The 18070-nt window shown below is 45.4% G+C and carries 13 protein-coding genes; 5 read left to right on the top strand and 8 right to left on the bottom strand.

Translation table 11 applies throughout. The annotated features are described in order from the left end of the window. Positions 1 to 162 precede the first annotated feature (162 nt). From SO_RS05100 to SO_RS05080, 5 genes are all read right to left on the bottom strand, one after another. The gene (locus SO_RS05100) at positions 163 to 2214 is read right to left on the bottom strand and encodes a TonB-dependent receptor domain-containing protein (protein WP_011071346.1); all 2052 of its coding nucleotides are present in this window, start codon (positions 2212 to 2214) and stop codon (positions 163 to 165) included. A 132-nt stretch (positions 2215 to 2346) separates the two neighbouring features. Beyond that, positions 2347 to 2856 (bottom strand): S-ribosylhomocysteine lyase, encoded by a 510-nt coding sequence (luxS, locus tag SO_RS05095; protein ID WP_011071345.1) that lies wholly within the window; start codon positions 2854 to 2856, stop codon positions 2347 to 2349. Positions 2857 to 3020: 164 nt separating this feature from the next. Continuing rightward, positions 3021 to 4133 (bottom strand): TRAP transporter substrate-binding protein, encoded by a 1113-nt coding sequence (locus SO_RS05090; RefSeq protein WP_011071344.1) that lies wholly within the window; start codon positions 4131 to 4133, stop codon positions 3021 to 3023. A gap of 214 nt (positions 4134 to 4347) precedes the next feature. Continuing rightward, complete coding sequence (locus tag SO_RS05085; RefSeq protein ID WP_011071343.1) at positions 4348 to 4668, bottom strand: BolA family protein; 321 nt, start codon at positions 4666 to 4668, stop codon at positions 4348 to 4350. Between the two features lie 145 nt (positions 4669 to 4813). Then, entirely contained in the window at positions 4814 to 5467 is a 654-nt protein-coding gene (locus tag SO_RS05080; RefSeq protein WP_011071342.1) for an alpha-ketoglutarate-dependent dioxygenase AlkB family protein, read from the bottom strand. 262 nt (positions 5468 to 5729) lie between these two features. Between SO_RS05080 and SO_RS05075 the strand changes: the two genes are divergently transcribed. After that, positions 5730 to 6863: a methyltransferase gene (locus SO_RS05075; RefSeq protein ID WP_011071341.1), complete on the top strand. Its 1134-nt coding sequence runs from the start codon at positions 5730 to 5732 to the stop codon at positions 6861 to 6863. Positions 6864 to 7074: 211 nt separating this feature from the next. Continuing rightward, positions 7075 to 10212: a DUF2339 domain-containing protein gene (locus SO_RS05070; RefSeq protein WP_011071340.1), complete on the top strand. Its 3138-nt coding sequence runs from the start codon at positions 7075 to 7077 to the stop codon at positions 10210 to 10212. 86 nt (positions 10213 to 10298) lie between these two features. Here the strand turns inward: SO_RS05070 and SO_RS05065 are convergent, their stop codons facing one another. After that, entirely contained in the window at positions 10299 to 11591 is a 1293-nt protein-coding gene (locus SO_RS05065; protein WP_011071339.1) for an O-acetylhomoserine aminocarboxypropyltransferase/cysteine synthase family protein, read from the bottom strand. A 587-nt stretch (positions 11592 to 12178) separates the two neighbouring features. Here SO_RS05065 and SO_RS05060 point away from each other — a divergent pair. Beyond that, positions 12179 to 12565, top strand: coding sequence for a GreA/GreB family elongation factor (locus tag SO_RS05060; RefSeq protein ID WP_011071338.1), 387 nt, complete (start codon positions 12179 to 12181; stop codon positions 12563 to 12565). Positions 12566 to 13133: 568 nt separating this feature from the next. Continuing rightward, positions 13134 to 14456: an IS4-like element ISSod7 family transposase gene (locus SO_RS05055; protein ID WP_011071337.1), complete on the top strand. Its 1323-nt coding sequence runs from the start codon at positions 13134 to 13136 to the stop codon at positions 14454 to 14456. Between the two features lie 90 nt (positions 14457 to 14546). Here SO_RS05055 and SO_RS05050 read toward each other — a convergent pair whose 3' ends face one another. Beyond that, positions 14547 to 15326, bottom strand: a complete 780-nt coding sequence (locus SO_RS05050) for an AraC family transcriptional regulator (RefSeq protein ID WP_011071336.1) — start codon at positions 15324 to 15326, stop codon at positions 14547 to 14549. A 190-nt stretch (positions 15327 to 15516) separates the two neighbouring features. Here SO_RS05050 and SO_RS05045 point away from each other — a divergent pair, with 190 nt between their 5' ends. Then, a complete protein-coding gene (locus tag SO_RS05045) occupies positions 15517 to 16407 on the top strand; it encodes a DMT family transporter (RefSeq protein WP_011071335.1) in 891 nt (296 codons plus the stop codon). Positions 16408 to 16609: 202 nt separating this feature from the next. Here SO_RS05045 and SO_RS05040 read toward each other — a convergent pair whose 3' ends face one another. Further along, positions 16610 to 17449 (bottom strand): FAD:protein FMN transferase, encoded by an 840-nt coding sequence (locus tag SO_RS05040; RefSeq protein ID WP_011071334.1) that lies wholly within the window; start codon positions 17447 to 17449, stop codon positions 16610 to 16612. Positions 17450 to 18070: the final 621 nt, after the last annotated feature.

Here is an 18070-nt window from a genome sequence, read left to right as displayed (position 1 = left end):
ACCGAACAAGGGTTCAGAAAGAGAGAGTATTACGGTCGTCAAATACTATAACATTAATTTTTAAAGAATTAATTTAGCGAAAGGTCGATAACCTGTGATATCTAGAAATCTAAATGCTTTTTCGCTTTATTCCTAATAACTTTAAACAAGATTTAACTCAGTTTAGAACCGCCATTGATAACCTAAATAGCTGATCCGTCCATTTTCAGTTCGAATTCCACTATTTGATACTGTTGTCACTAAAGATTCATCGAATAGGTTTTCAAGGCGAAAATACACCCTGTGGTGCTTATCAATATCGTAATTTGCCGCTATATCGGCACGCCATTGACCGTCAACACGCTGCAACTCACTACCATACTGACTGAAATCACGCTCAGATTGATAAGCAGCGACAAGGTTTAATTGATATTGGGCGTATTCAATCCCCGCGCTCAATTGCAATTGGTGCTCGGGTAACCAAGCCAGTTTGTCGCCCTCCAGGACGCAACCTTGGATATCGGTGCAGGTGCTCGTCTGATATTCAGCGCTAAGATACTGATAACTTAGCTCTAAGGGTAATTCAAGCTCACCCAACATCGAGCGATAGCCCAGGCCGAATTCAACCCCATAGGTAAGCACATCGGGTATATTTTCTTGAGTTAGCAGACGAGAATCGACGCACATGGAGTAACTATCACAATCCACATGAAGATTATCAAATTCTTGCACATAAGCCCGCAAATCAGCCTTAATGCCGTCACTCGCATATTGGGCACTGACTTGATAATGAAGCGATTCCTGAGCGTCTTGGGTAAGATTACCCGCACTCGCCGCAGCCCATGCCCGGCGTATATCGGTACTAAAACGCCAATCGCCTGCATCATAAAGCACACCAAGTTGCGGCATCCAATCGCTATCAGAAAAGTCCGCTTCGTCAAGCCCAGCAAAAGCTAAGCTCACTTCACGATTAACACTAACATGCTCGTAAGTAAGCCCTAACTTGATTTGCATGCCCTGCCAACGCCATAAAGAGTCGATTGCCGACGTCAGCGCCGTGGCATCATCGGTGTAGGCTAACACCGCATTAGACTCATCACGGACGATACTTCTGTCAGCTTGCCATAATGCAGTTTGATCACCAAAACGCATCTCGGCTTTATCGGTATGATAACGAGCGCTGTAGGTAATTTGATGTTCGCCGTATTGGTTTATCGACTGAGTCTGGGCACCGAATGCACTGTAATCATTGTCTTGCACCAACATATTTACATCGGCGCCATTCGCACTGGGATTACGATCGAAGGCGGCAATGTCGTAAAGCGTTCCCAAGCCAATATTTTGCCCATTAAACGCGCCAAGCTGATCCAGTCGTTGTGAATAGAATTGATAGTAAAAGTCGCTCATCACCTTGCTATCACCTAAGTTGACTTGATGTGATAACTGGTATTTATGTTGCCGTCCTTGATGTTTATCTTGTGCGGTAGCGGAATACAGCAGCAAAGGATCCTGCTGCCAGTCGGCGGCAGTGATCCCAAGCAATGAACGGTAACTATCATCATCGATAAATTGATAGGTAAATTCCGTTTGCTGCGGACTGCGGGCGCCAAGTAAGCTTGAAGCATTGACCTTAAACAACATATCCATTTTTTTTCTGTCAGCATCGCTGCCGTTGAAAAAAATCGCATCACCTTGTTCTTTAATATAATTAGCCGCAAATAAGGCACCGTATTCTTTTTGATTAACGCCCCAACGCATGCCCGCATTCACATCTGAATCCGTCGTCCCCTCGATTTGAACACTGCCAGATTGTGAGCGTTCAATAATGTTAAGGCTTTGGTAGTCCACCACGCCAAATGATCCCTGACCACCAACAGCCATATTGGCCAGTGGCGTAGTCGTCACACTTTGCTGCAACAAAAGATGGGGTAATAGCTGCAATTGCGGTGCCGAATAGGGCGCAGGTGAGAAATACACTCTATCTTGCATCACAGCCACACCTTGGGTGGCTGAGCGCATACTGATATTGGCGGAATTGCCACTATGGTCAGCCCGAAGCAGCGTTAGGCTATTGAGATTGCTTAACTGCATTGCATCATCGGTAGAATGATACTGATCATTGAGCTTCGCTAAATCAAGTGTTTGAGAATAGAGGGGATTTGCATTAAGTGAATTAGCGTAAACACAGGAAACCGCAAGCGCGGTCAGCGACATGACAAAATAGCGACTTGACATACCAAGCTCCCAAAACTTTTTGTTAGCGTACGGCGTTTGTTGTTATTTTGTAAAATAACTGAATTTGCAAGAAAAAAAAAGCGACTATTGTCGCTTTCTTGACGCTTTCGCGTTAAGCCTGATATACGCGGCCTAGAGTTTACCTAGAATCTCATCACTGAGTTTTAAATCATCGTTGCGGTTAACGCTCACGCCAGCTGCGATAATATTACGTGCAATGTCCTGCGCTTGCTCCAAAGAGTGCATCTCATAGGTGCCACATTGATATTCGTTCAGCTCAGGAATTTCAGATTGTTCAACAACTTTCAGTACATCTTCCATTGAGGCAAGCCACGCATCCGCTACTTGACGTTCAGTAGGCACGCCAATCAGGCTCATATAAAAACCAGTGCGACAGCCCATTGGAGAAATATCAATAATTTCCACATCATCACCATTTAAATGGTCACGCATAAAGCCCGCAAACAAATGTTCCAAAGTGTGGATGCCACGCTCGCTCAGGATATCTTTATTTGGCGCGCAAAAACGCAGATCGAATACGGTAATCGCATCGCCTTTTGGGGTCGTCATATGTTTGGCAACACGCACGGCAGGTGCATTCATCCGAGTATGGTCAACGGTAAAGCTATCAAGTAATGGCATAGAGATCTCCAAATTATCAGGGCGATACAACGCCACTGTCGCTATCTGTTTATAGGTGCAAGCATAACATCAAATGGATTTGGACCGATAACAAGATAACTTAAGATGAAATCATCTCATATCAGTCAGATGCTAATATAAACATTTTGTGTAAATAAATGGCATTAATGCTGCCGTTGCTGGCTGTATGCGTCCTCAGAAATCTTATGGTATTCACGCACTCCCTGTTCATAAGCATGATAAGCACGGTACACCTTGCCCATCATAGGATCTTGTTCCGCTTGTTCTCCAATCACCTGATGTGAGATCCGCTCAAGTTCGGTTAACACCGCAGGCGGAAAAGCCCTAAGCTCGACACCTTCTTCTTTAACGAGGGTTTCGAGGGCGGTGACATTGCTCGTGGTGTATTCATCCAACATATCTTGATTGATAGCACGGGCCGCTGTTTTAACGACAGTTTGCAAATCTTCGGGAAGACTCTCAAAGGCGGCTTTGTTGATCAAAAATTCCATATTGGAACCAGGTTCATGCCAACCGGGATAGTAATAATATTTCGCGACTTTATGCAAACCAAAGGCGAGATCGTTAACTGGCCCAACCCATTCGGCGGCGTCAAGCGAGCCTGTTTGTAGCGCACTAAACAGTTCTCTGCCAGCCATATTAACAGGCACGGCGCCAACACGCTTAAGTACCTCTCCACCAAGCCCTGGCATTCGGATCTTCAGCCCTTTAAAGTCGGCAATCGTATTGATGGGTTTATTAAACCAGCCGCCCATTTGCATGCCTGTATTTCCCCCTGCTAAGGGAATAATACCAAAGGGGCGATAAACCTCCTCCCACAGCGCCATGCCGCCATAATGCAACCAGCCGTTCATTTCCTGTGCTGTCATTCCAAATGGAATCGAAGAAAAAAACTGTGAGGCGGGAGTTTTGCCCTTCCAATAATAGGAAGCGGCGTGGGCCATCTGAATTTTACCTTGGCTAACCCCGTCGAATACCGCAAAGGCAGGCATTAATTCCCCAGCGCCGTGCACGGTAATGCGCAATTGACCATGGGACATATCATTAACCAGCGTTGCAAAACGCTCTGGCGCCATACCTAAGCCGGGGAAATTTTTCGGCCAAGAGGTGGCTAAACGCCATTCAATCACTTGCTTCACGGGAGGTGCATCAGTAATGGACGCTTTAGAAATAGGTTCAGCATGTTGGGATGAGGGATTACAGCCAGTCGCACCAAAAAACAATACCGTAAATAACAGTCCCCCCAAATAACGCATCAGCCACTCCCAAGATAAATAAACCGTTAACCGCATGAAATTCGCACTCTTTTTATAGATTGATAGGCGCTTAATCGTGCAAATAGAACATATTGTTAACACAGAATATTCGGCAGGGAAACCCAAGAATGCCTTCAATTTGAGTTAAAACAAAAAAGCCACTCTGTTAAAGTGGCTTTTTGTTTTAACTCTGACCCGTCCTAAATCGCGTTAATTAACCGCGGCAATTAGGTGTTTTGGGCACTTCGACGTCCGCTGCCCACTCACTTTGTGTAAAGGTATGAATAGATAGCGCATGTACGCCATTAGCTAACTCATTAGCTAAACAGTTGTTCACCAAGCGATGACGAGCAAGCAAGCGGAGCCCCTCAAATTCATCGCTGATCACTACAACTTTAAAGTGAGTCTCTGAATTAGGTGGAACATGATGACGATGGCTTTCGTTCAGCACTTCTAAATGCGTTGGTGAGAAGCTCTCAGTTAACTTCTGATTGATGGTCTCAGCCACTGTGCCCTGCTCTTGGGTATTGGACATATTCAAATCTCGACATGGGTAAATCCAGTGGCCGCAGAGTACTGCTTCAAGTATAAAAGATCAAATTTCAGCACCTGTTTTGCAACTCAAAACCCAACAAATCCGACAACATTTTGAATTCAACAACCTCTCAATTACCTTTCAATTACCCATGATAATTAACGACAAGTTGCCTAAATGTGTAGTTCCAACGAGGCTCTGTGACCTTTAGGCGCTTCGGCACACTGTGCAACCAGTCTCGTTGCATAGGCCAGTGCATAATTAACAAGTCACCACTATGTAAACTAATGCAGCATTTCTGCTTGCTATGTTTATGTTTAATCACAAAATCACGAGTCGCACCTAAGCTGATTGAGGCAATATCACTGCCGTGAGCAATTTCAGGCTCATCATCGCTGTGAGCGCCCATACAATCTTGACCATCAGCGTAACGGTTAACTAACACGCCATTGCTGCCCAGTTCAAAATCCCGTTGTAATTTATCGCGTAATTTTTGCAAATACTTAGGCCAAGGTAAGGCACGAATAAATAACCCTGAATATAAATAGTCACATCCTAGGTCGCCATACCATACCTGCTGCCGAGGGATAGCATGATATCGACCAAACACTTGAATTTGCGGGCGAGTAAGTGGGTAAGATTGCGCCTCGTTAATCAACGCATTTTGTTGCGCCTTGCCCAGATACCCCCGCACTAAGGTGATGGGCGGCCTAATATCTTGACTCTCAATGACATGCGCCTCATCAGGAGTCTCCAAAGGATGAGCCTCAAGTTCGAATCCAAAATCTGCTTGTTTCATACGCCAACCTTGCACACCACAAGTCTTTCCCCTAGTCGCCAAACGAAACTGATTTTTGTTTTTCGCTCGGGTTTGCACAGCGCCAGTGTACCCAGTCTCAGTCCAAGGATTCAAATTCGGCCGGTAAACTTAACCGCTACAACATTAGATCAACGGCATGCACAAACCCTCACTCGCAAAGGCAAACATCGCAAGCAGCCATGAAATCTGCGATAATCAGCGCCTTATTTTATTGACACCGTTTTTATTGGCACAACACAAAATGACGACACAATTTTCAGTAGCAGGAATAGAACTCGAACTATTTCGCTATCCCGCTTCGCAGGAATCTAATCTTCAAGCGTGGGATGCCGCAGACGAGCATTTAATCAATAGTCTGATTGAAGGTGGGCAAATCGCTGTGCCAACGGCCATTATTAACGATAGTTTTGGCGCCTTAAGTTGCGCCCTCTCCCGTATCAATCCCAACTGGCCACTTCGGGTTGAAACCGATGCCAGAACCAGTTTTTTAGGTACAGAGCAAAATCATCATCGCAATCAGTTACCTATGGATAACCTGCAATGGTTTACCAGTCGCGATACCTTGCCTAAAGATGTCGCTTTAGTGTTGATGAAATTACCGAAAAATCTCACCTACTTTGCCCACCAGCTAATGCGTCTGTCACAGATATTGCCAGCGGGATGTAGAGTGTTAGTGGGTGCTAAGGCCAAATCGATCAACAGTAGCTTACTGGCATTATTTGCTAAACATTTAGGGCCGGCGAATGCTAGCCTTGCTTGGAAAAAGACCCGAGTGATCACTTGTATTAGCGACGGAAAACCCAGAGCTTTACCGAATGGAATCACCTGGAATATTCCAGAGTTTAACCTAACAATCAGTAACTTAAGCAATGTATTTGCCGCCAACAAGCTCGATATCGGCGCACGAATTATGCTCGACAATCTACCCCAAGGAAAATTTAACACGGTTGTCGACCTTGGCTGTGGCAATGGCGTGCTCGGGCTTCGCGCCGCACAGTTATATCCTAATGCCGATATCCATTTTATCGATGACTCCGAAATGGCTGTCGCCTCGGCAAAGGCCAATTGGACAATGAATCAACTCGCCGAAGGCAAGGGACATTTTCATTGGGATGATTGCATGACCCATTTACCCGAAGATATCGAGCCTGATTTAGTGCTCTGTAATCCGCCCTTCCACCAAGGTGAAGCCATTACCGATCATATTGCTTGGCAAATGTTTTTAGACGCCCGTCGTCGGTTAAAAAATGGCGGGATTTTACATATAGTGGGCAATCGCCACTTGGCTTACCATGTGAAATTACAACGCTTATTTAAAAACTGCACCACCGTTGCCTCCAATGGCAAATTTGTCATCCTACAAGCCCAAAAATAACCCTTTCTACATTGCGAAACTAGCGCTAGCGAATAGCGCTTTTTTTGCGAAATGTCCCATATGCTCATCATCAGAATTTTCCGAACATCGGCTTTTAACTAGCCGACACCACAAGTTGTCAGTACAATCCGCTACAGCAAATGCATAGAATTTAGCAGCTTAGATTTTTATGCCCCCAATGCATTATGGATAGCGTATTTAGGATACAGATATGCCGTTAAAGGATGACGTAGACCAACTCAAAGCGGAATTGGCACAATTAAAGTTGCAGCACCTCTCGCAGCAAACGTCGCTTAGCCGCCAACTGGCTGAATTTTCAGCCAAACTCGATACTTTAAGCATAAGGCTTGAACAGCAAGATAACGGCGCTAATCCAACGAATATTACAATGGAAATTGCCGCACCTGAGCCATCCCCCATTGCGATCTCAGTTGACAATCACACTATGGGGAGTGATGTCGCCAAGCAGTCAGAAGCGGTTTCACATTCTATTCAGCCACAAGCAACCTCCCCTTGGCAGGATGATCCGTGGCAGCGCCCCCGTGAGCAACATCCCAATGCCGACTCACAGCAAGCGACTGACCATGAGCTAACAAAGCAGGTGCGGGCGGAACTAGGCGCTCAAGCAACAAACCAAGTAGAAGCGCAAGTCGAAGCCTTTTTATCGCAAGGCGTTGCCGCAATAATGGCTCCATTTGTAGCCATTAAGGAACAGGTAAAAGGCTTCTATCAACACTATCAAGCCAAAGGCTTGGGGCCAGTGTTTTTAATGACTGTCGCTGGCATAATTACCCTCACCCTAGGTTTTGGTTATCTACTGCAATATTCCATCAATCATTGGTTTTCCGAACTCGGTAAAGCATTGCTCGGCTTTGGCTGTGCTAATGCGATAATCGCTGGCGGCATTTTTATCCGTCAAAAACGCCAAGGCATGGCCGACTTTGGCTCAGGTATCGTCGGACTAGGGCTGATCTTAAATTACCTGTGCGCCTATTTTATTGGCCCCTATTTTGAGATTATCCCCAACAGCGCCAGCTTCATTCTATTGCTATTGATAACCTTAGCGGGCTACGGCCTATCGATGCGTCTCGATGCTAAAGTCATTGCTGTCATCGCCTTAATCGGTGGTTCAACGGCACCTATGATGCTGTTATCCCAAAGCTATGCGCCGCTATTATATATCCCCTATTTACTGCTGATAGGTACTGGGGCATTGGCCCAAAGCCGCAAACTGCAATGGCCATTACTGCTTGAAATAACAGCCTTTTTACATATCGCTTGTATTGAAACCTTCAGCTATTTTGTCGATTTACCAATCCATCACTGGGACAGTGCTGCAGTGCTCGCCGTTGTCAGTATTAACGCCCTATTTTATCTCTATGGAATAGTAGGACTTATCTTTAGCTCATCAACAACACTCAGCCATAGGGCGTTGGCACTGCCGATTGCGTTATTGGCATTTGTGCTGTTTGAACTCACGCAATTTACTGAGTTTGCAGGGGAAATATTTATCGTCAATGCGCTGGCGTGCGCAGGACTATACCTCAAGCTTAAAAATCGACTCGATAAATCCCAAAGTAGCCTCTTACTGGTGTTTGGCGGAAGCTTTGCTGCCTTTGCGGCACTTTATCTGTTAAGCCATGATTTCTTAGGATTAGTATTGCTACTCGAGGCAATATTACTGTTGTGGATTGGCCTCAAAGAAAAACTGATTTCAGTACGGGCAGAAGCCTATGTCTTGCTGGTGATGGCACTGGCGCTCAATGCTTATGGCCTGCTCTCAGGCTTAACGTTACTCGAACAGGCCACTTTATCCCCTGTGGGGGCCCTTGGCTTCCCCCTTATCGCATTAGCCTTAAGTGCTGGCGGATTGTTCTTTACAATCAATCAGCTAACAAATAATGAATTAAAACTTTCCAAGTTAGAAGGACAACTCAGCTATCTACTAAAAGAAATCTTGAGTGGCTTTTATGTCGCGACCCTATTGGTTGCGGCTTATCTTATCAGCAGCGATTACTACCTCGCCATTGTGCCACTCCTTAGTCTGTTACTCTTGTATTTAAGTAGCAAAGACAAACTGATAGCCAGTGAGTTTGCTGCTTGGCTATTGCTGCTGCCATTGTTATTTGCCGTAATCGAAGGCATTACTCTCTCGGGCAGCATGAGTTTTAGAGCGCAGCCGCTGATGGCTAAACTGGCACGAATTGAATTATTCACCGCCCTATTATTAACCCATTATTGGTATCGCAGATACTATCCCACATCCCTATTTGCTCAAGCCGCCAAGCAGATACAAATTGGCTGTTATCTTCTTTTACCACTGCTTTTATTGCCAAAAATCATCCGCAGTTATTGGGAATTTACCGCGGCTGCACTCTGGTTTAGTGGCTTGTTTAGCCTTGGCTTAGCCTATGTGATCAAACATAAAGCCCTTAAGATTGAAGCTAAAATTCTAACTTGGCTTGCCGTACTCACCACAGCGAGCTTATGCCTGTTTGAAATCTGGCAAGGGCTTATCGCGCTGCTGATTGGCACACTTGTTATGGGATTTGTGCTCATCCGATATCGCAAACTCCCAGAGGAATGGCGCCAGCTGTTAACGCTTCAATGGCAACTTAGCCCCTATTATTTTGCGCTGGTATTAGCCGTACTTGTGTATGGATTAAATCACATTGATGTCGTGGCTTGGTCGATGACAGCTTTAGCCCTCAGCGGCTACTTTGCACTGTTGATCCAAAGACGGGCTAAACATACTGGCCCCAAAAAGGGCTTACTCGTCCACATTGCCAACGAGATGCAAGCTGCTATTCGACCAAGCTACAGCCTTGCCTACGGTCTTTGCCTTGGCTTCGCTCTGCTACCTATCCTGCTGCATTTTGAGATATCGCTGAGAGTAGATTTGAATAACGCGTTACTGATCCTCTGCGAATTTACCGCCTTAGCATTACTTGCCACGCTGATATTGCGCCGCGGCGTTGCTATCCGTTTACATCGACCCTTCTTACCGCTGCAATGGCTGAAATGGGGTTGGCATGGGTTACTTGCGCTCAGCTATCTCACTTGGAGTTATGTATTTGATAACATGATTGCCGCGCCGCTCAGTGCGATTTTATTAGTGGTGCATGGCAGCGTATTAATGTTTATCAGCTTAAAACCCCAACATTCGGACATGATCCGCCTCGCCGCAGGGCTCTTTACCTTAGCCACGCTCAAGGTGTTATTGCTCGATATGGCGTCCTTCGAGCTGGTGCAAAAAGTCATCGCCTTTATGTTGATTGGAGTGATTTTACTGACCGTATCTTACTTCTATCAAAAGGCGCGTAATCGCCAACAACAAGCAAATTCGTGAGTGATGTTTATCGCTCAAACGCAAAAGGCCGCTCATGTTAGCGGCCTTTTCATACACAAGTGATGATAACAGTGAGGATAAAATGCTTACACCAAGGCTTTTTCCAGCGCCTGCGACACATCGGCGATGATATCGTCGATATGTTCAATGCCGACGGAAATACGGATCAGATCTTCAGATACCCCAGCTCTAGCAAGTTCATTCGCATCTAGCTGTCTGTGGGTGGTGCTAGCAGGATGACAAGCTAGCGATTTAGCATCACCAATGTTCACTAAACGCAAAACCATCTTCAGGGCGTCGATAAACTTGCCACCCGCGATTTTGCCTTCCTCAGGTGTAGCCGCTTTAATGCCAAAACTGATGATCCCAGACGCTTTACCGCCAGTGATTTTTTCGCAATTCTCACGGAAAGGGCTACTTGGTAGCGCGCCATAATTTACCCAACTTACCGAAGGATGCAGTATCAAATACTCGGCTAACGCGAGCGCATTAGCACAGTGACGTTCCATACGCAGACTCAGCGTTTCAAGTCCTTGTAACAACAGGAATGCACTATGGGGTGAAAGTGCTGCCCCCGTATTACGCAGCGGCACCACACGACAACGTCCAATAAAGGCCGCAGGGCCAAAGGCTTCGGTGTAGACCACACCATGGTAGGAAGGATCGGCTTGATTTAGCAGCGAAAAACGTTCTTTATTCGCCACCCAATCGAATTTACCCGAATCGATAATGATCCCGCCTATGGTTGTGCCATGGCCACCAATGTATTTAGTCAGAGAGTGGATAACGATATCGGCACCATGCTCAAAGGGACGGCATAACACAGGCGTCGCCACGGTATTATCCACAATCAGCGGCACCCCATGTTTATGGGCAATCTCGGCTAAACGTTTAAGGTCGACAATATTGCCAGCGGGGTTGCCGATTGACTCACAAAATAAGGCCTTCGTCTTGGCATCGATTAAAGCTTCGAGCTCTTCAAAATCATCAAAGGCCGCCATGCGCACTTCCACACCTTGGCGTGGCAGCGTATGGGCAAACAGATTGTAAGTGCCGCCATAAAGCTGGCTGGTACTAACAATATTATCCCCGACTTGGGTTAACGCTTGAATCGCATAGGTGATAGCCGCCATCCCCGACGCCACAGCAAGCGCGCCTATACCACCTTCAATGGCGGCGAGTCGTTGCTCTAATACGCTAGTGGTTGGGTTCATTATCCGAGTATAAATATTGCCAGCGACTTTTAAATCAAATAAATCAGCACCATGCTGGGTATCATCGAAGGTGTAGGAAGTGGTTTGATAAATTGGTACGGCTGCTGCCTTCGTCGTCGCCTCTGATTCATATCCGTGGTGTAATGCCAGTGATTCAAGTTTCATCTTTTCTTCCCCTGTTAATTCCTCAACAATCGCGATAAATGCAATATAGGTTTAGCCTTGTGCAGATGGATACTAAAACCGCACAACAATTGTGCCCTGCGCTCAAGCTAACAGATGGCCATCTGGAAGTCTAAGAGTTTTTTATGGCCAGCATTTCCGGAGGAAAATCAGCTATACGTAACGATCACTCGACAGAAAAATAAGTTTTGATGGCTTTTAATTTCTATTTTCCTTTTATTAATGAGGAATCACTTCCAGGCTTGCTTTATTTTTTTAGTTGGCCTATGGTATGAGCAATTAATTAGTGATTAGTCATCAATCTATCGATGATTAATTTAGTCTTAATCTGATATGGAGATGTAGCACTGTGTTAAAAAATGCATTTTCATCACTCACATTTAAGTCAACCTCTTTCATGCTAAATGTTTCTCGTTATTTAGCCAGCGTTGTGCGCCTCTCACTTAAATTTCCAGTTTAAGCCGAGTGCCAATCGCACTCGGCAACCCATACCCTTTATTTTTATAAATTTTTAGCATCGAACCTTCGTTTAATGCTATGGCTGTATTCTAGTTAAAACTGGGGTTACCATGTTTTATTCTTTTTTTAATAATCTATTTCAGTCTTTTATATTAAAAACTGAAACCTATTACTTACAAAATAGTTTTAATGCCTCACTGCGTCCAACCTCGTTAGCCGCCGTGATTGCAAAACTGGATCAACTAAAAAGTGATGATACTGTAGAAAAAGTTACATTAGGGCGAGAAGTTGTACTGGTAAATCAACAGGATCAGCAGGAATACCGCGTTGAGTTGGTTTATCCGCCGAGACACAAGCCTAGGGCTGGGCGCTACTCTGTAATTTCCGATCTAGGAGTGAGTTTACTTGGGCGCTCTAAAGGTGAATATGCTGAGGTAAATATTTTAGGCAAGCCAGTGCTTTTTATGGTGAAGGATATTGCCCTTAGCAAAAAATAATAGCCTAAATGAATAACACCTAAAACGACACTATATAAAATAAAGCATGTTCAAATTTCAGTGGCAGCATGCTTTTAGGTCGCTATTTGCGGCGGCATCTAGCATAGGCATAAGGATATATTGGAGGATACGATTTTGAAGTTTTTTACTGGCCGCGAAACGCATTAATCGCTATGAGCTAACACCCAATCCTCTTGAACATTTACTAAGTATGGCAGCGCTTATGTAAAACCCGTAAGAGGAGCAAGTGGTATAGTTTATTTAGATCATAGTGATGTAAATTATTTCAATTTATCGACAGATATATTTGAAGCAACTATCGGTGAGAATGCGGCGCTACACTCGGTAGTTTTACTTTACTTCGTCTCACTTTAGTTAGGAGTATTTTCCATGAGTAAAGAAAAGGTGAAAAAACCGCCGATGAAAACGTTAAAAGAGAAGCGACAGGATAAACGGAACCGACAAAAAAACTCCGACTAAATGCCTAATGCCGATCAGTTAAGACAGATCGCTTGACGATCTCGCTAAAAAGATCAAAATCCGATGACCTCATGTCATCGGATTTTTTATGCAACTCTCAGAAGCACTTGCTCGCACTCATATTACCCGCCTAACCGAATTCACCTGCCTCGCTGATGTGTTAGAGCCTGAGTTAATTCAATCCTGTTTAGACTCACAAGGCGTTGCTACTCTCAGACGACGCAAATTGCCGATGGACGCGATGATTTGGGCCGTTATCGGAATGGCCTTGTTCCGAGGGGAGTCTGTTCGGTCACTCATCAACAAACTCGACATTGTTTTGCCGCAAGAGATTGATTATGTTGCCCGTAGTGCCGTGACTCAGGCGCGTAAACGATTAGGCAGTGAGGTCGTTCGAGAAGTGTTCAGCCGTAGCGCGAATACCTGGCACGCGAGAGCCGAACACCCTCATTGGTGTGGTCTGAACCTGTATGGCGTCGATGGTGTGGTGTGGCGGACACCCGATAGTGTTCAAAATCAAGCAGCCTTTGGACGAACCGCCAACGCTTCCGGCGAAGCGGCTTATCCGCAAATTCGCATGGTTTGCCTGATGGAGTTAAGCAGCCATTTGTTGGTCAACAGCGCCTTTGATTCGGTTGTCGAAAATGAAATGAACTTAGCCTCTCAGCTCATTTCTAGCATCCCCAATCACAGTCTAACCCTATTTGACCGAGGATTTTATTCGCTCGGCCTGCTGCACGCTTGGCAGCAAGCACAACCTAATAGCCACTGGTTGTTGCCATTGAAGAAAGGCACTCAATATGAGGTGGTTAGAACGCTGGGAAAACATGACCAGTGGGTGAAACTCACCACCACGCCTCAAGCAAGAAAGAAATGGCCGCAGCTCCCTGACACCCTTGAAGCGCGCTTACTGACTAAGACGGTGAAAGGTAAGTCAGTCGCCATATTGACCTCGTTAACAGACCCAATGCGTTACCCAAGTGAAGACATCGTCGACTTATATGCCCATCGTTGGGAAATCGAACTGGGCTACAGAGAGATGAAACAACATTTACTGGAGAGCCGTTTTACGCTCCGCAGCCAACTGCCTGAGCTGGTGTTCCAAGAGCTATGGGGGGTGCTACTGGCCTACAATCTCATTAGATACAAGATGTTACTGATGGCCAAAAGCTTACCATCGGTTCATCCCAATCAACTGAGTTTTCGTGATGCAGCGAGTCATATCATCTTCAAGTTGACACAGTTGTCATCACAAACGCCGGGAAATGTTCCCAGAGACGTATTGGATATAGAACGCAATGCACGACAATTTAAATTGGATGGTAAACGGGAAAGGGCTTATCCAAGGATCCTTAAAATGAGCAAAAATAAGTTTCCGGTTAGATCAAAGAAAAATGCCGTTCACTCTTAAGTGAACGGCATTAGACTAAATGCCTGTTTTTAAAATCCCTTAAATCCTCTCTTTTATGACATGGGGTGCGGCCACTACCGCACCCTATTTTTATGCCAATTGTCGCCGATACTGCTCGGGTGAGTATTGGGCATACTTTTTAAACATCACTATATAAGGTGATGTTTGATTGTAACCCAGCGTCAACGCCACCTCTTTTATCGATAAGCCTTCACGCAGTAATTGCAACGAATAAATAAACTTATGCCGCTGACGCAATTCAGTAAAACTCATCCCAAGGCAGTTTTGGCAACGCCGAGCGAGCGTGCGCTCTGTGGTATGTAATTCACTCGCCCAGCTTTTAAGGCTCTTTTGACTGGCAGGCTCAAGTTCAAGTTGCTGCAAAATAGGTTGTAACAGTTTATCGGTGCTTGATGGTAAAAATTGGGGCTGTGCTTGGCCTAAAATCAGCTGATCGATTAACACTTCAACCAAACGTTTATCCGCATCAGTCTGTGCAACCCGAACCTGTCGCTGGCGGAGATCATTCACAATTGCCTGCGCTATTGGCGTCACCGCAAGTAAGCAGGTCACGTCAGGAAATACCTGCGCACGATTGGCGACAATATTTAATGAGCAATAATGGATGCTGCGGCGGGTGTAACTCTCATGCTCTACGCCCGCTGGCACCCAAATCGCATATTGGGATGGCGACAAAAATCGTTGTCCCGAGGCATGCAACTCCATAATACCACCACTGATCAGCTGTAATTGCCCCCAATTATGGCGATGTTTTGGCGTAATGGTATTAGGCAGAAAGGCTTCATAGTTAAAGAAAATATCAGCTACTGGCAGTTGATCTGAGCTAAGAGGATGATAAACAGGTCGCATCTGTACTCCGATAATTCAACCCAGCTCAGTTCGTGGTATCGACAGACGCTGTGGATGTCTGCCCAGGAACTGACATTGTCTTTTAAGCGATATTTATATCATAAAAGACCAGCGATAATAGCAACAATCTATGACACCGCGTTTATGCCAATTGGCATCTACTCGTTTATCCCCCAATGAAGACTGACCTATGCTGTATCTATTTCCACTGCTCGCCGTTGTGATTTGGGCTGGCAACGCTATTGTTAACAAGCTTTCCTTTGGGATTATCGCCCCTGAAGCAATCGCCTTTTACCGCTGGTTTTTTGCCATGCTCATACTTACGCCTTTTATGCTCAAATCCGTCTGGAAAAATCGTAGAAGGATCATTCCTCTACTACCGAAATTAGCGACCTTAGCCTCCTTAGGAATGGTATTAAACCAGAGCCTTGCTTACTTTGCTGCCGCGACAACAACTGCCACCAATATGGCATTAATCAACTCGTTAGTACCTATGATAAGCCTATTTTTAGCGGTACCTTTACTCAAGCAAAGGCTCTCGCCCTTAGTTTTAGGTGGCAGCGTAATCTCGCTGTTGGGATTAGTGTTTATGCTAAGCCACGGGGATATAGCTAATCTGGCGATTGGTGTTACTGAGGGGGATTTATTATTACTTATCAGTGCCTTTGTTTACGCACTCTATGGGGTACTATTAAAACGCTGGCAGCTACCGATATCGACGTGGGAGTCAGTTTATATTCAGGGCATAATCGCCGTGTTGATGTTAACCCCGCTGCTGTTTAGCGCGCCAAGTATTGCCATAAGTAGTCAAGCGACACCGCTTATTGTCTACGCCGCCTTTGGCGCGTCACTCATCGCCCCTTGGGCGTGGATTAATGGCATTAACAAATTAGGCGCCGAGCGTACCAGCATTTTCTTCAATCTAATGCCTATACTGGCAGCCATATTCGCGGCGATAATCTTGAATGAGACCTTAGCCATTTATCACTACCTTGGCGGCACTATGGTCATCTTGGGAGTAATGTTAGTGCAGATAAAACCCAAACCTAAAACAACGACCATAATTACCTGTGCCGAATAAATCAAACACTGGGTGGTGACTTAATCCGATGAGTTGCCACTAATTATTCAAGGTGAAATAGACAAACGGGCTAAACCCAAAAAGGTTAGCCCGTTTTTATTTAAGACAATAGTTCAAATGAAACAAGCCGATAGGAGCGTGAGTTACAAACTCAGCACACAAGGCACAACAGTTTGTTACTAGGGCGTGGTAAATATCACGGTTAGCAGACTAACTGGCCACCGAGTTGCTGGATTTTATCTTTAGCGGCTTCGGCAGAAAGATAACCCGCCACCTTAGTGAGTGCATCAGCTCGCCATGCAAACGGCGCTTGCACACTGACAACCCGCTCATTAGAGGCATCAAAGCTCATCATATCGACATTGCCAGTCGGTAATAGTAATGCAGGGCAGCCTAAGCTCAATTGCAGCGAAACCCGTGAGCTTGCTAGTGCCATATTACGTACAGTCACCTTTTGGCTTAATCCATTCGAGCCTCGACAAAGCACATCTAAGGAAGCTGAACCAAATACCTTCAAGTCCCCTCCCGCATTGACCCAACCACCCGAAACACCCGCACGGCGTAACTCACGGACTGCCATATCAACCGCATAGCCTTTAGCTATACCATCAAAAGTGACAATTAATGGCCGAGCTAACCGCGCTTGGTTACCTCTAATTTCAATATCCTGCCAATCGCCCTGCAAAAGCAGCGGCATGCCGAGGTAACAAGGTAGCGCCCCGCGTGACATCATTTCGCCACCAATGGTGCAATTAAATAAGTTGTCACTGGCTTTACCGAACCATTTGGCTAACTTGAACACTCTTAGGCTATCTTGGCTTAGGGTGATCCACTGACCTGGCTGACGGTTTAAAAGATTTAACTCACTGTCTTGCTGATGAAAACTTAATAAACGCCCAATTTGGGTAATGCGAGAAAAAGCCGCGGTAATCGCAGCTTGAATGGCTGGCTCATCGAGTGCTGACTGTGAGGATGCTTCAACAACGGATTCGACGGCAATTTCTATTAACGTGCCCAATAATGGCTTAGCTCTACGTATCACTCTAATTGCTGACTATTAAATGGATATGGATGAAAGATCACCGTTTTACCGCATCTGGTCACTAACAGCAATAGTCGGTTTAGTCTGTCAGGCGAGAGATTCCCGCAAGGTTAAAGCGTGAAAAACTGGCAGACATCTCTTAATCAGCAGTTAGCGCTACGTAAAAGGCGACTGAGTCACCTGATTAAGATGCGCTAAGTTGTATATGCAGCAGATAGAGAAATAATGCAATATAACTAGGGCGTGTTGACGTTTCGAGATTAAATTTTGTTCGTTCTGGCAAGTTCGTGCTCGCGAAACGAGGAATGATGTGTAGTTATTCTACTCAAATGACGAGCTGCTCTTATGACAGAAAGTAAGAGCAAGGGCTTACCAGACGAACCCTTCGGGCAGCATTTGGCTGGCTTTTCTGCCGCGTTATCGTCCGTTTATGTAGAATAACTACACTGCACGGACTTTGCCTTGCATAAAAGCCAGCCAAATTGCTGCAAAAATAACCCTGAAACGTCAACACGCCCTAGATGAGCATGAGTCCGTGCTAACACATTGGCTAACGGTAATAACTAAACCGTAAAACCAATAGTGATATTAGGCTGTTTTTTAAAACTAAAAATTTACACA

It is taken from the genome of Shewanella oneidensis MR-1 (assembly GCF_000146165.2).
GTDB classification, from domain to species: Bacteria; Pseudomonadota; Gammaproteobacteria; order Enterobacterales; family Shewanellaceae; genus Shewanella; species Shewanella oneidensis.
The sequence above is the reverse complement of the archived record's forward strand: the minus strand, read 5'-3'. Positions and strand labels throughout refer to the sequence as shown.

What these genes read in the sequence shown, in the direction of transcription:
- SO_RS05065 (WP_011071339.1), bottom strand. Translation starts at nt 11,591, where the DNA reads ATGAAACTTGAATCACTGGCATTACACCACGGATATGAATCAGAGGCG.
- SO_RS05075 (WP_011071341.1), top strand. Translation starts at nt 5,730, where the DNA reads ATGACGACACAATTTTCAGTAGCAGGAATAGAACTCGAACTATTTCGC.
- SO_RS05070 (WP_011071340.1), top strand. Translation starts at nt 7,075, where the DNA reads ATGCCGTTAAAGGATGACGTAGACCAACTCAAAGCGGAATTGGCACAA.
- SO_RS05045 (WP_011071335.1), top strand. Translation starts at nt 15,517, where the DNA reads ATGCTGTATCTATTTCCACTGCTCGCCGTTGTGATTTGGGCTGGCAAC.
- luxS (WP_011071345.1), bottom strand. Translation starts at nt 2,856, where the DNA reads ATGCCATTACTTGATAGCTTTACCGTTGACCATACTCGGATGAATGCA.
- SO_RS05050 (WP_011071336.1), bottom strand. Translation starts at nt 15,326, where the DNA reads ATGCGACCTGTTTATCATCCTCTTAGCTCAGATCAACTGCCAGTAGCT.
- SO_RS05100 (WP_011071346.1), bottom strand. Translation starts at nt 2,214, where the DNA reads ATGTCAAGTCGCTATTTTGTCATGTCGCTGACCGCGCTTGCGGTTTCC.
- SO_RS05085 (WP_011071343.1), bottom strand. Translation starts at nt 4,668, where the DNA reads ATGTCCAATACCCAAGAGCAGGGCACAGTGGCTGAGACCATCAATCAG.
- SO_RS05060 (WP_011071338.1), top strand. Translation starts at nt 12,179, where the DNA reads ATGTTTTATTCTTTTTTTAATAATCTATTTCAGTCTTTTATATTAAAA.
- SO_RS05090 (WP_011071344.1), bottom strand. Translation starts at nt 4,133, where the DNA reads ATGCGTTATTTGGGGGGACTGTTATTTACGGTATTGTTTTTTGGTGCG.
- SO_RS05055 (WP_011071337.1), top strand. Translation starts at nt 13,134, where the DNA reads ATGCAACTCTCAGAAGCACTTGCTCGCACTCATATTACCCGCCTAACC.
- SO_RS05080 (WP_011071342.1), bottom strand. Translation starts at nt 5,467, where the DNA reads ATGAAACAAGCAGATTTTGGATTCGAACTTGAGGCTCATCCTTTGGAG.